The sequence below is a fragment of the Pseudoxanthomonas sp. YR558 genome (genome assembly GCF_900116385.1).
Classification (GTDB): domain Bacteria; phylum Pseudomonadota; class Gammaproteobacteria; order Xanthomonadales; family Xanthomonadaceae; genus Pseudoxanthomonas_A.
The window spans coordinates 393048-404587 of record NZ_FPCI01000002.1 but is presented as its reverse complement, the minus strand read 5'-3'; the positions used below and the strand labels follow the sequence as shown (position 1 = coordinate 404587).

14 protein-coding genes are annotated in these 11540 nt (G+C 67.9%); 6 read left to right on the top strand and 8 right to left on the bottom strand.

Going from position 1 to position 11540, the window contains the following annotated elements:
- The 3 genes from BM365_RS13450 to BM365_RS13440 all read left to right on the top strand — a co-directional run bounded on the left by BM365_RS13450 (position 1) and on the right by BM365_RS13440 (position 2828).
- The gene (locus BM365_RS13450; RefSeq protein ID WP_093490048.1) at positions 1-750 is read left to right on the top strand and encodes an SDR family oxidoreductase; all 750 of its coding nucleotides are present in this window, start codon (positions 1-3) and stop codon (positions 748-750) included.
- Positions 744-2159 carry an efflux transporter outer membrane subunit gene (locus BM365_RS13445; protein ID WP_093490047.1) on the top strand — a complete coding sequence of 472 codons (1416 nt, stop codon included), beginning with the start codon at positions 744-746 and terminating at the stop codon, positions 2157-2159. The genes BM365_RS13450 and BM365_RS13445 overlap by 7 nt, the downstream gene beginning before the upstream one ends.
- A 150-nt stretch (positions 2160-2309) precedes the next feature.
- Positions 2310-2828 carry an acyloxyacyl hydrolase gene (locus tag BM365_RS13440; protein WP_158253482.1) on the top strand — a complete coding sequence of 173 codons (519 nt, stop codon included), beginning with the start codon at positions 2310-2312 and terminating at the stop codon, positions 2826-2828.
- Between the two features lie 143 nt (positions 2829-2971).
- Here BM365_RS13440 and BM365_RS13435 read toward each other — a convergent pair whose 3' ends face one another.
- Positions 2972-3502 (bottom strand): lipocalin family protein, encoded by a 531-nt coding sequence (locus tag BM365_RS13435; RefSeq protein ID WP_233210872.1) that lies wholly within the window; start codon positions 3500-3502, stop codon positions 2972-2974.
- A gap of 139 nt (positions 3503-3641) precedes the next feature.
- The gene (locus BM365_RS13430) at positions 3642-3998 is read right to left on the bottom strand and encodes a BON domain-containing protein (protein ID WP_093490044.1); all 357 of its coding nucleotides are present in this window, start codon (positions 3996-3998) and stop codon (positions 3642-3644) included.
- 172 nt (positions 3999-4170) lie between these two features.
- On the opposite strand from BM365_RS13430, the gene BM365_RS13425 reads away from it, so the two are divergent.
- Positions 4171-5211 carry an oxidoreductase gene (locus tag BM365_RS13425; protein ID WP_093490043.1) on the top strand — a complete coding sequence of 347 codons (1041 nt, stop codon included), beginning with the start codon at positions 4171-4173 and terminating at the stop codon, positions 5209-5211.
- Positions 5212-5367: 156 nt separating this feature from the next.
- On the opposite strand, the gene BM365_RS13420 is transcribed toward BM365_RS13425, so the two are convergent.
- Positions 5368-5958, bottom strand: coding sequence for an HAD family hydrolase (locus BM365_RS13420; RefSeq protein WP_093490042.1), 591 nt, complete (start codon positions 5956-5958; stop codon positions 5368-5370).
- Between the two features lie 4 nt (positions 5959-5962).
- Entirely contained in the window at positions 5963-6439 is a 477-nt protein-coding gene (gene soxR, locus BM365_RS13415) for a redox-sensitive transcriptional activator SoxR (protein WP_093490041.1), read from the bottom strand.
- A 68-nt stretch (positions 6440-6507) separates the two neighbouring features.
- Here soxR and BM365_RS13410 point away from each other — a divergent pair, with 68 nt between their 5' ends.
- Together BM365_RS13410 and BM365_RS13405 are read left to right on the top strand one after the other, a co-directional pair.
- Complete coding sequence (locus BM365_RS13410; RefSeq protein ID WP_093490040.1) at positions 6508-7080, top strand: NADPH-dependent FMN reductase; 573 nt, start codon at positions 6508-6510, stop codon at positions 7078-7080.
- 52 nt (positions 7081-7132) lie between these two features.
- Positions 7133-8980, top strand: a complete 1848-nt coding sequence (locus BM365_RS13405; RefSeq protein WP_093490039.1) for an ABC transporter ATP-binding protein — start codon at positions 7133-7135, stop codon at positions 8978-8980.
- 161 nt (positions 8981-9141) lie between these two features.
- Here BM365_RS13405 and BM365_RS13400 read toward each other — a convergent pair whose 3' ends face one another.
- The 4 genes from BM365_RS13400 to BM365_RS13385 all read right to left on the bottom strand — a co-directional run bounded on the left by BM365_RS13400 (position 9142) and on the right by BM365_RS13385 (position 11507).
- Positions 9142-9585 carry a hypothetical protein gene (locus BM365_RS13400; RefSeq protein ID WP_093490038.1) on the bottom strand — a complete coding sequence of 148 codons (444 nt, stop codon included), beginning with the start codon at positions 9583-9585 and terminating at the stop codon, positions 9142-9144.
- A gap of 66 nt (positions 9586-9651) precedes the next feature.
- A complete protein-coding gene (locus tag BM365_RS13395) occupies positions 9652-10962 on the bottom strand; it encodes a PQQ-dependent sugar dehydrogenase (RefSeq protein WP_093490037.1) in 1311 nt (436 codons plus the stop codon).
- A 63-nt stretch (positions 10963-11025) separates the two neighbouring features.
- A complete protein-coding gene (locus BM365_RS13390) occupies positions 11026-11220 on the bottom strand; it encodes a CPXCG motif-containing cysteine-rich protein (RefSeq protein ID WP_056881760.1) in 195 nt (64 codons plus the stop codon).
- Entirely contained in the window at positions 11220-11507 is a 288-nt protein-coding gene (locus BM365_RS13385; protein ID WP_056881761.1) for a DUF3247 family protein, read from the bottom strand. Before BM365_RS13385 ends, BM365_RS13390 begins: the two co-directional genes overlap by 1 nt.
- Between the last annotated feature and the right edge of the window lie 33 nt (positions 11508-11540).

The following is an 11540-nucleotide window of genomic DNA, read 5'->3' as shown; positions in this document are numbered from 1 at the left end:
ATGAACGTTTCTTCCAAGATCGCCCTCGTCACCGGCGCCACCCGCGGCATCGGTCGCGAGACCGTCCGCCAGCTCGCCGAAGCCGGCGTGCACACGATCCTCGCCGGTCGCAACCGCGACAAGGCCGTCGAAGCCGTCCTCGACCTGCAGGCCCAGGGTCTGCCGGTGGAAGCGATCGCGCTGGACGTCACCGACGCCGCCAGCATCGCGGCCGCCGTCAAGGAGGTCGAGCAGCGCCACGGCAAGCTCGACATCCTGGTCAACAACGCCGGCATCCTGGTCGACGACGCGACGAAGGGCGTCTCCGGCCAGTCGCTGCAGACCTGGCGCACCACCTTCGACACCAACGTGTTCGGCCTGATCGAAACCACCCAGGCGTTCCTGCCGCTGCTGCGCAAGTCCGATGCCGGCCGCATCGTCAATGTGTCCAGCCTGCTGGGCTCGATCTCCGAGCACCAGAATCCGGCGTCCTTCATCTACGAGTTCAAGGGCGTGCCGGCCTACAACGTCTCCAAGAGCGCGGTGAACGCGTGGACCGTGCACCTGGCCCACGAGCTGAAGGAGACCGGCATCAAGGTCAACACCATCCACCCGGGTTACGTGCAGACCGACATGAACAAGTCCGGCGACCAGCAGAACGGCGAGCTGTCCGTGCCGGAAGGCGCGCGCACCAGCGTGCAACTCGCGCTGATCGGCAACGACGGCCCGACCGGTGGCTACTACTACTTCGACCAGGTGCTGCCATGGTGATCCGTCCGCTCGTCATCGCCGTCGCGTCGGTGGTGCTGGCCGGTTGCGTCACCGTGGGTCCCGACTACGTGGCGCCGCAGACCGCGCCCGCCACGCTGCAACACGCGGGCGCCGCCGAATACGTGGCCGACCATCCGGTCGCCGCGTGGTGGAGCCAGTTCGACGACCCGGTGCTCGACCAGCTGGTACGCGAATCGCTGCTCGCCAACCCCGATGTGCGCATCGCGGTCTCGCGCGTGGACGAAGCCCGCGCGGTGTTCTCCGAACGGCGCTGGGACCTGGCGCCGCACGTGACCGCCGGCGTGGAAGGCACCCGCACCAAGCAGCCCGTCGAGGGCCAGGGCCGTGTGGAGACCGACAGCTACTCGGCCGGCTTCGACGCGGCCTGGGAACTGGACCTGTTCGGTCGCGTGCGCCGCAGTGCCGAGGCCGCGCATGCGGACCTGCAGGCGCAGCGCAATGATCTGCAGGCGGCGCAGGTGACCGTGGCCGCGGAAGTAGCGCGCAACTATTTCGAGTTGCGCGGTACGCAGAAGCGGTTGGACGTCGCACGGCGGATCCTGGTCAGCCTGGGCGAGACCCAGCGCCTGACCGAGTCGCGCTTCGACCTCGGCGCCGGTAGCCAACTGGACGTGCAGAGCAGCCTCGCCCGCGTGAAGGCGGTCGAGGCCGAGGTGCCGCTGCTGGAGACCGCCGAAGGGCAGTCGCGCCATCGCCTCGCGGTGCTGGTCGGCAAGCGCCCCGGTGAACTCGATGCCCTGCTCGCCCCGCGCGAGGCCCCGGCATTCGCCAAGGCCTTGCCGATCGGCGACACCACCGAGCTGCTGCGCCAGCGGCCGGACGTGCGCGCCGCCGAACGTCGCCTGGCCGCAGCCACGGCGCGCGTGGGCGTCGCCACTGCAGACTTGTTCCCGCGGGTGAGTTTGCGCGGCTTCGTCGGTTTCCTGTCCGGCGGCTGGGGCAACCTGTTCAACGGCGACAATCGTGCCTGGCAGGTAACGCCCTCGATCAGCTGGGCCGCGTTCGACATGGGCAGCGTGCGTGCACGCCTGCGCGCGAGCGAAGCCCAGGCCGACGGCGTGGCCGCGCAGTACGAGAAGACCGTGCTGGGCGCGCTGGAAGATACGGAAAACGCACTGCTGTCCTATGCCAAGCAGCAGGCCCAGCTGAAATTCCGGCTGGAACAATCCGTTGCCGCGCGCCGTGCAGCAGAGCTGGCCGAAGTCCGGTATCGTGCCGGCTCGTCGGACTTCCTCACCCTGCTGGACGCCCAGCGCACGCAGCTCGCTGCGGATGATGCGCTTGCGCAAGCCGAGGCCGGCGTCAATGTCGGGGTAGTGGCGATCTACAAGTCGCTGGGTGGCTGGGGCGAGCAAGACGTAGCGGCTGCCCTCGCCGTGCAGCCTTGAATCGGCCATCACGCACCTTCCCCGATGATCCAGCGAATGCCGCGCCCCCGGGCGCGGCCCCTTTTCTCCTTCCGAGTGTCATCCGTGTCCGCTGCACACCGTAACGCTGCAAACCCTGCTTCGATCCCCTCGCCCCTTCTCCGCCGCTCCGTGCTCCGCCCGGTGTTCGGGTTGCTGCTGGCCGCCGCAACAACACAGGCCTTCGCCGCCGAGCCGCGTAGCGCGTGGTACGTGCAGGGCGGTGTCGCCGAGGACGCGCAATCGCTGACCGTCGGCATGAGCCGCGATTGGCAGTGGGAGAAGCAGTACCGCTACGGTCACATCAGCGGTCAGTGGCAGGGCGAAGTCGCACGCTGGCACAGCGACAGCCAGAACAGCACGCAGGTGGGCGTGACCCCCGCGCTGCGCTGGCGCCCGAACGGCTGGGACAACGGCTGGTTCGTCGAGGGCGGCATCGGCCTGAACGTCATCTTCCCCAAGTACGACACCCGGAAGAAGGAATTCAGCACCACCTTCAACTTCGGCGACCACATCGCCCTAGGCAAGCGTTTCGGCGCCGACCAGCAGCACGAGTGGTCGCTGCGATTCCAGCATTTCTCCAACGGCCGGATCAAGAATCCGAACCCGGGCGAGAACTTCCTGCAGTTCCGCTACACGCAGCGGTTCTGAGCGCCGCGCCACCCTTGTAGGAGCGACGTAAGTCGCGACCGCACGCCACAACGGCCGATACTGCGGCCGAATGCATGCTTCCTGATCCGGGTGGTTGCGTTGTTTCGGTCGCGACTTACGTCGCTCCTATACAGGCAGTACCGCTACCGCAGCGGCGCCGCCACGATCAGCGGCGACAGGTCGTATCCCATGGCCTCGGCTTTCGCCTTGAGCTGTTCGAACTGGGTGCGATCCATCGACGGTTCGCGCGACAGGATCCATAGGTAGTCGCGATCCGGCTCGCCCACGACAGCCCACTGGTAACCGGGGTCGAGTGCGATCACCCAGTAGTCGGCCCATACCCAGGGCAGCCACGACAGCCATTCCGGCGCGAAGCGCACCTCGAGGCGGCCAGGATGGCCCTGCACCGGCCGCGCGGTGCCCTGCGCCTGGTCGGTGCCGCCGTCCTTCGTCTTGCACGCGTTGAGCACGCCGACCTTGCCGGGGGCATCGAGTGAGTAGCGTGCGGTGATGTCGCCCACGCACTGCTTCTGGAACGACATCGGCAGATGCGCGATCTCGTACCACTGGCCCGCGTAGCGGGAGATATCGAGTTGCGGGACCGAGGTTACCGGCTCGGCGGCATGGGCTACGGCGCCGCCGAGGACGAGCGACACGGCCAACACACCGCGCATCACGGAAAGACGGTTCATGGGTTCGCTCCTTGAAACGGATGGACAGCCTTGCTGCGCGCGGCGCGCCGCGCCCTTCATGAAGGAGCGGGCGCATCCTACGTTGGGATACGCCCGCTCCGTGCCACACCCTGTCGGGGGATTACTTCGAGGCGAGCGTCAGGCCGCTGGCATCGACGCGGGTCACGCCCTTGATTTGCTTGGCGACCGCGACCGCCTTGTCCTTCTGCGCCTGGTTGGCGACGGCGCCGGTCAGGGTCACCACGCCATCAACGGTTTCGACCTTGATATCGAGGCCCGAAACGTTCTCGGTGGCCAACAGGTCGGCCTTCACCTTGGTGGTGATCCAGGCATCGCCCACGGGCTGCGAGGAGTCGTTCTGCGTATTCTCCTCGGGCTCGTTCGGTGGCGGATTGTCCGCGAGCGCATGGCCGGCGGAGAACAACAACGCCGTCGCGAGGGCGGCGGTCAGCAACGAACGATGGTTGGCAGTCTTCATGGAGTTCCTCCTTTTCGTATCGCGATGCCAGTCTCCGTGCGCCGCCGTACAGCGCACGTGAAAGAGACCGTGGCATTCAGTTACGTGTTGCGCGGGGTTCATGCACGTGCACGCGTGATCAACATGCGCGAAGCGCCTAAGATGTCCTCACCTTCTCTTCGCACGCCTTCGCATGATCACTCCCCTTCGCGTCGCCCTCATCGGCTACGGCTTCGTCGGCAGGGTGTTCCATGCGCCACTGATCGAGGCGACGCCTGGTTTCGCCCTGCACACCGTCGTCTCGCGCGACGCCGGCAAGGTGCACGCGGACTGGCCTGATGTGCAGGTGGTCGGTGACGCCGATGCGGCCTTCGCCGATCCTGCCGTCGACGTGGTGGTGATCGCATCGCCCAATGCCTCACACGCGCCGCTGGCGATCGCCGCGCTGGAACGCGGCAAGCACGTGGTTGTCGACAAGCCGTTCACGGTGACGTTGGCGGAAGCGCGCGATGTCATCGAAGCCGCCCGCCGTGCGGGCCGCCTCGTCAGCGTGTTCCAGAACCGTCGCTGGGATGCGGACTTCCTGACCGTGCAGCGCCTGGTCGGCGACGGCACGCTCGGCCGCGTGGCGGAATTCCATTCGCACTTCGACCGTTTCCGCCCCGTCGTGCAGGACCGTTGGCGCGAACACGACGCGCCCGGCGGCGGCCTCTGGTATGACCTGGGGCCGCACCTGATCGACCAGGCGGTGCAGCTGTTCGGGCTGCCGGAGGCGATCAGCGCCGACATAGCGCGGCTGCGCGACGGTGCGCAGGCGCCGGACTACGCCCACGCGACCCTGCGCTATCCCACCCACCGCGTGCACCTGCATGCGGGCACGCTGGTGGCGGGGAATGGGTTGCGCTTCGCCGTGCACGGTACGCGCGGCAGCTACCTCAAGCACGGGCTGGATGTGCAGGAGGACCAACTGCGCGCGGGCGTGGTACCCGGCGCGCCGGGCTGGGGCGTGGACACGCGCGCGGGCGAACTCGTGCGCGAGCGCGAGGGACGGCTGGTCGCGGAAGTCGCCCATGCCGAGGCAGGCGACTATCGCCGCTACTACGCCGCGTTCCGCGATGCCGTCCTGCAGGGCACCGCACCGCCGGTCACGCCGCAGCAGGCGCTGGACGTCATGCGGCTGATCGAGCTGGGGGCGCAAAGCAGCGAGGAACAGCGCAGCCTTCCCGTGGACTGACCGCTTCTCTGTAGGAGCGACGTCAGTCGCGACCGCACGCCCGCCGCTCTGTGGAACGATCAGGATGGATGCGTAGGTGGTTCGCACGGAGAAAGCGCCACGACATGCGAGGTTTGCGGTCGCGACTGACGTCGCTCCTACAAAAAAGCAGAGCCGTCAGGCCACGGAATGCCCGCGATAGGTCCGGTGATGCGCCATCGCCAGCATGGCGTTGTCTTCGTGCGTATCGCCGTAAGCGTGAATAGCGGCGTAGGCCTGCGGGTCGCACAGCGCGCGCACCCGGCGCACCTTCTCCTCACCGACGCATTGCGCCCCGGCATAGCCGGTGATGCGCCCATTGCGTTCGGCCAACACCGAACACAGCAGTTCGACGCCTTGCGTTGCGCACCACGGCGCGAGATAGACATCCAGCCCACCCGACACCACGACGATGCGATCGCCGCGCTCGCGGTGCCACGCCAGGCGCGCCATCGCCTCCGGACGCAGCACGTCCGGCAGCACCTCGCGCGCGAAAGCTTCGCCCTGCACACGCAGGCGCGAGGCATCCACACCGCGCAATCCCACCTGCACGATGCTGGCGCGGGTTGGATTGCCGGCTATCCAACCCCGGCGATAGCCGAACACCACCGGTGCCAGCAGCACGCCGCCGACCAGCAGCCGCGGCCGCGCGACGGCGTAGCGCATGAAATCCGGAAACGTCTCGCGCGTGGTCAGCGTGCCGTCGAAGTCGAAGAGCGCCAGATCCATCGCGTCAGCCCTCCGCTTCCAGCAACCGCGCACCCGGCCCGTCCTCGCCCAGTTCGTCCCACGGATTACGCAGCGGGCAGGCCTTCAACGACAGGCAGCCGCAGCCGATGCAGCCGTCGAGCTGGTCGCGCAGGCGGGTGAGGCTGGCGATCCGCGCATCGAGCGCGGCGTGCCAGCGCGCGGAGAGTTTCTTCCAGTCGGCGGCGGTCGGCGTGCGGTTCTCCGGCAGCGACGACAGCGCGGCCTGGATCTCTGCCAGCGGAATGCCGGTGCGCTGCGCCACCTTGATGACCGCCACGCGGCGCAACACTTCGCGCGGATAGCGGCGCTGGTTGCCGGCGTTGCGCCAACTGTGGATCAGGCCCTTGGATTCGTAGAAGTGCAGCGTGGAGATGGCGACGCCCGCGCGCGCGGCCACCTGGCCGACGGTGAGCTCCGTTTCGATGGGAGGATGCTGGGGGGAATGCTGTTTTCCGGGCATGGTGCATTGACCTCAAGAATGGTTGAGGTTCTACCCTGCGTTTCCCCGTCCTGGCAAGCGCAGCGTCCATGTCCGACCCTCTCCACCTGGCCCTGCTGTATGGCAGCACGCGCGAAGGCCGTTTCTGCGACACCGTCGCCGACTGGTTGCGCACGCAGCTGGCCTCGCGGCGCGACTACACCGTCGACGCCATCGATCCCGCCCTGCTCGATCTTCCGCACCGCCACGGCGGCGCACCGAGTGCCGACCTGGTGAATCTGCAACAACGCGTCTGGCGCGCCGACGCCTTCGTGGTGGTGGTGCCGGAGTACAATCATGGCTATCCATCCGCGTTGAAATTCGTGATCGATTCGGTCCAGGCCCACTGGCAGGCCAAACCGGTCGCGTTCGTCGCCTATGGGGGCCACAGCGGCGGCGTCCGCGCGGCGGAACAGTTGCGGCAGGTGTTCTCCGGCCTGCACGCGGTGCCGATCCGCGATGGCGTGTATTTCAGCCAGGCGTGGGACCGTTTCGACACCGGAGGCAGGCCGCACGAAGGCGACGCCAGCGAACGCGCCGCCCGCCGCATGCTGGACCAGCTCGCCTGGTACGGCCACGCGCTCCGCCAGGCGCGCGCGGCCTGGCCCTATCCCGCCGGCTGAGCCGGTACGTTTTCCCCGGCGCGCCGATGCGCGCCCACGATGGACCGACCCGATGTTCCGATTCTTCGAAACCCGCATCAATCCGTATCCGAAGGGCGAGCCGAGCACGCCGCCGCGGAAGCTGCTGCCGTTCCTGCTGCACTACTCGCGGCCGCTGCTGCCGTGGCTGGTGGCGATGTCGGTGCTGACCGGCGTGATCTCCGCGCTGGAGATCACCTTCTTCGACTACATGGGCCAGCTGGTCGACTGGATGGGCAGCACCGGCCGCGACAGCTTCCTGCAGGTGCATGGCCAGAAGCTGCTGTGGATGGGCGTGCTGGTGCTGGTGGCCTACCCGCTGCTGGTGCTGGTGCAGTCGCTGATCATCCACCAGACCATCTTCGGCAACTACCCGATGATCGCCCGCTGGCTGTCGCACCGTTATCTGCTGCGGCAGAGCGTGGGCTTCTTCCAGGATGAGTTCGCCGGCCGCATTTCGCAGAAGGTCATGCAGACCGCGTTGTCGATCCGCGAGACGGTGATGAAGCTGATGGACGTGTTCGTCTACGTCGTCGTCTACTTCGTCGGCACGGTGGTGCTGGTGGCGCAGGCCGACGTGTGGCTGGTGCTGCCGCTGGTGGTCTGGCTGGTCAGCTACCTGCTGCTGGTGTTCCACTTCGTGCCGCGCCTGCAGAAGGTGTCGATGGCGCAGTCGGATGCGCGCGCGCAGATGACCGGCCGCATCGTCGACAGCTATACCAACATCCAGACCATCAAGCTGTTCGCCCACACCATGCGCGAACAGGACTACGCCCGCGGCGCCATGGACGAATTCATGGTCACCGTGCATGCGCAGATGCGGCTGGTCACCCAGCTGACCGTCAGCCTGCACACGCTCAATGCGTTCCTGCTGGCCAGCGTGGCCGGTGTGGCGATCTGGGCCTGGCTGCAGTCGTCGATCTCGATGGGCGCGATCGCCGTGGCCATCGCCCTGGTGATGCGCATCCGCTCGATGTCGGACTGGATCCTGTGGGAAGTCGCCGGGCTGTTCGAGAACATCGGCACCGTCGAGGACGGCATGGGCACGCTGGCGCAGCCGCTGGCCATCGCCGACACCAAGGACGCGAAGGACTTGGACGTCGCGCATGGCGAGATCCGCTTCGACCACGTGAAGTTCCACTACGGCCGCGAGGCCAAGGTGATTGACGACCTGTCGCTGGTGATCCAGCCAGGCGAGAAGGTCGGCATCGTCGGCCGCTCCGGTGCCGGCAAGTCGACGCTGGTGAACCTGCTGCTGCGCTTCTACGACGTGGAAGGCGGACGCATCCTGATCGACGGCCAGGACGTGGCGCACGTCACCCAGGAATCGCTGCGCCGGAACATCGGCATGGTCACCCAGGACACCTCGCTGCTGCACCGCTCGATCCGCGACAACATCCGCTACGGCCGGCCCGACGCGACGGAAGAGGAACTGCTGCAGGCCTCCGAGCGCGCGCATGCCGACGAATTCATCCGCGGGCTCACCGATGCCAAGGGCCGCAGCGGCTACGACACCCAGGTGGGCGAGCGCGGCGTGAAGCTCTCCGGCGGCCAGCGCCAGCGCGTGGCGATCGCGCGCGTGCTGCTGAAGGACGCGCCGATTCTGGTGCTGGACGAAGCGACCTCCGCGCTGGATTCGGAAGTCGAGGCCGCCATCCAGGAACAGCTCTACGCGCTCATGGAAGGCAAGACCGTCATCGCCATCGCGCACCGCCTGTCCACCATTGCCGTGCTCGACCGCCTGATCGTGATGGACGGCGGCCGCGTGATCGAAAGCGGCAGCCACGAGGAACTGCTCCAGCAGGACGGTCTTTACGCCGCGCTGTGGCGCCGCCAGTCCGGCGGTTTCATCGGCGTGGACCTGGAAGACGTCGAGGCATAACGATGGACGTAGGGTGGGCCTTGGCCCACCGCCGCCGTGCCGGATCGCCCGCGATGGATGGCATTGAGGGTGATGGTGGGCCAGGGCCCACCCTACGAAGCTCCTCTCGGCATGAAAAAAGCCGCCGGTTTCCCGGCGGCTTTTTCTTTATCGAGCGACGCTCAGGACAGCCAGCCGCGCGCCTGCGCCTTGTTGGCGTACCACAGCAGGAACAGCGCGATCACCAGCAATACCGCCGGCATCACCAGTCCCACGGGACCATAGGCGGCCCACGCCGGTGTCACCACGTAGGCGCCGATCATCTGCACCAGCAGGGCGATCAGCGACAGCAGGAACAGGGTCCCTGCCCAGCGCTTCTTCAACAGCAATCCCAGCGCACCCAACACGCCGGCGAACACCGCCACCGCGAAGGCGATATTGAGCCAGCCGGGCGTGGCCTCGTAGACCTGGCGCTGGGCCTCGGTCATCGCCGCCAACTGTTCGGCGGACATGTTGACCTGCATGTACCACATGGCCACGCCGATCAGGTTCCAGACCAGCGCGAACAGGCCGATGATCCAGAAACCGAGCGAGCGCTTGGGTACAACGGTGGTGGTCGTGTTCATCTCCCCTCCCCAGGGTTGGTTGTCGGACCGGGGCCGAGCATACGCCGACCCGCCGCGATGCGCGCGTTACGGCCTCCGGGCCGGCGCCACCCGCCAGACCACGTTGCCGACATCGTCGGCCAGCAGCACGCCGCCGCGCACGTCCACGGCCACCCCCACCGGGCGGCCGCGCGCGTTGCCGTCGGCATCGAGGAAGCCGGTCAGCACGTCGACCGGCGCGCCCTGCGGACGTCCGTCGGCGAAGCGCACGAACACCAGCCTGTAGCCGGCCGGCGCGCGCCGGTTCCACGATCCGTGCTCGCCGATCAAGGCGCCGCCCTGCAGCGCTGCCGGCCAGCCCGCGCCATCGTGGAAGGCCAGCCCCAGTGCGGCGACGTGCGCGCCCAGCGCATAGTCCGGCGCAATCGCCGACGCGACCCGATCCGGACGTGGCGGCTGTACGCGCGTATCCACATGCTGGCCGTAGTAGCTGTACGGCCATCCATAGAACGCGCCTTCGCGCACTGAGGTCAGGTAGTCCGGCACCAGCGCATCACCGAGCTCGTCGCGCTCGTTGACGACGGTCCACAGCGCGCCGCGCTTCGGCTCCCAGGCCAGGCCGACCGGATTGCGCAGGCCCGACGCGAACACGCGGCGCGCGCCGCTCGCCACGTCGACCTGCAGGATGGCCGCGCGATCGGCTTCCATCGCCAGGCCGTTCTCGCCGACGTTGCTGTTGGAGCCCACGCCGACATAGAGATGCCGCCCATCGGCGCTCGCCAGCAGGCTCTTGGTCCAGTGGTGGTTGAGCGGCCCACCGGGCAGGTCGACCAGCTTCACCGGCGTCGCATCGCTCGCGGTCTGCCCCACGCGGTACGGCACGCTGACGATGGCATCGGCATTGGCGATGTACAGCCGCTCGCCGACGAGGGCCATGCCGAACGGCGAAGAGAGATCGGTGAGGAACGCCGTGCGCAGTTCGGCGGCGCCATCGCCGTCGGCATCGCGCAGCAGGGTGATGCGGTTGGCGCTGGGCGTCGCCGCGCCGGCCTTCTTCATCGTGCGCTTCATGAACCACGTGCGCAGGCCTTTCTTTTCGGCCGGCTTCGGCGGCGCGTTGGTCTCGGCGACCAGCACGTCGCCATTCGGCAACACGTACAACCAGCGCGGATGATCCAGTCCGCGCGCGAACGCGGTCACGTCCAAACCCGGCGCGGGGGTGGGTGCAGTGCCGTTCGGCCAGCCCACCGCCGGCGCGACGTTGACGGTGGGAATCCAGCGCTTTTCCGGCGCCGGCAGCGTCGGCTGCGGGCCGGTCTCCGCGGGCGATTGCGCGTGCCCCGTGCAGGACAGGCAGCCCAGCAACACCAGCGGCAGCAGACAGCGGATCGGCGACATGGCACGCGCTCCGGACGATGGCGGCGAGCCTAGGCACGCACGCGCGAACGCCGCGTCAACGGCTCAGGCCTCGTCCTGTCCCCAGGCGACCACGTCGATGCCGCCGTCCTCGTAGACGCTCACGCGCACTTCGATCGGCTTGCAGCAGACGTGGCAGTCCTCGACGTACTGCTGGTCGCCGGCCGAATCGTCGACCACCAGCGTGATCGTCTCGCCGCAGTACGGGCAGTCGATGTCGCTGGTGGGCAGCTGCGGCATCAGGCCGACCCCAGCGCCGTCACCGACGCGATCCGGTCCAGCCACAGGTAGTGGGTGACGTCCGGGCGCTTGCGGTCGTCGATGCGGACCACCGCGTTGAAACCTTCGTGGCCGTCGCCGTCGCGGAAGACCTGCACGCTGGGCCGCGTGGTGACCACGCCGGTGATCGATCCGCCGTCGGCGAGGTGCAGTTCCACCACCGCTTCGTCGGGCAACTGCAGGACCAGCGCCTCCATGCGGGCGATGTCGTCCTGGCGGGTGTACAGATGCGCGGGTGCCTGGTTCATCGGTCACCTCCTTGCGAATGCCACGCTACGCGC

Coding starts and splice junctions, on each gene's coding strand:
- BM365_RS13435 (WP_233210872.1), bottom strand. CDS start 3,502: ATGCGCGGTGTGTTGGCCGTGTCGCTCGTCCTCGGCGGCGCCGTAGCC.
- BM365_RS13410 (WP_093490040.1), top strand. CDS start 6,508: ATGTCCGACCCTCTCCACCTGGCCCTGCTGTATGGCAGCACGCGCGAA.
- BM365_RS13425 (WP_093490043.1), top strand. CDS start 4,171: ATGATCACTCCCCTTCGCGTCGCCCTCATCGGCTACGGCTTCGTCGGC.
- BM365_RS13445 (WP_093490047.1), top strand. CDS start 744: ATGGTGATCCGTCCGCTCGTCATCGCCGTCGCGTCGGTGGTGCTGGCC.
- BM365_RS13420 (WP_093490042.1), bottom strand. CDS start 5,958: ATGGATCTGGCGCTCTTCGACTTCGACGGCACGCTGACCACGCGCGAG.
- BM365_RS13390 (WP_056881760.1), bottom strand. CDS start 11,220: ATGCCGCAGCTGCCCACCAGCGACATCGACTGCCCGTACTGCGGCGAG.
- soxR (WP_093490041.1), bottom strand. CDS start 6,439: ATGCCCGGAAAACAGCATTCCCCCCAGCATCCTCCCATCGAAACGGAG.
- BM365_RS13450 (WP_093490048.1), top strand. CDS start 1: ATGAACGTTTCTTCCAAGATCGCCCTCGTCACCGGCGCCACCCGCGGC.
- BM365_RS13385 (WP_056881761.1), bottom strand. CDS start 11,507: ATGAACCAGGCACCCGCGCATCTGTACACCCGCCAGGACGACATCGCC.
- BM365_RS13395 (WP_093490037.1), bottom strand. CDS start 10,962: ATGTCGCCGATCCGCTGTCTGCTGCCGCTGGTGTTGCTGGGCTGCCTG.
- BM365_RS13405 (WP_093490039.1), top strand. CDS start 7,133: ATGTTCCGATTCTTCGAAACCCGCATCAATCCGTATCCGAAGGGCGAG.
- BM365_RS13400 (WP_093490038.1), bottom strand. CDS start 9,585: ATGAACACGACCACCACCGTTGTACCCAAGCGCTCGCTCGGTTTCTGG.
- BM365_RS13430 (WP_093490044.1), bottom strand. CDS start 3,998: ATGAAGACTGCCAACCATCGTTCGTTGCTGACCGCCGCCCTCGCGACG.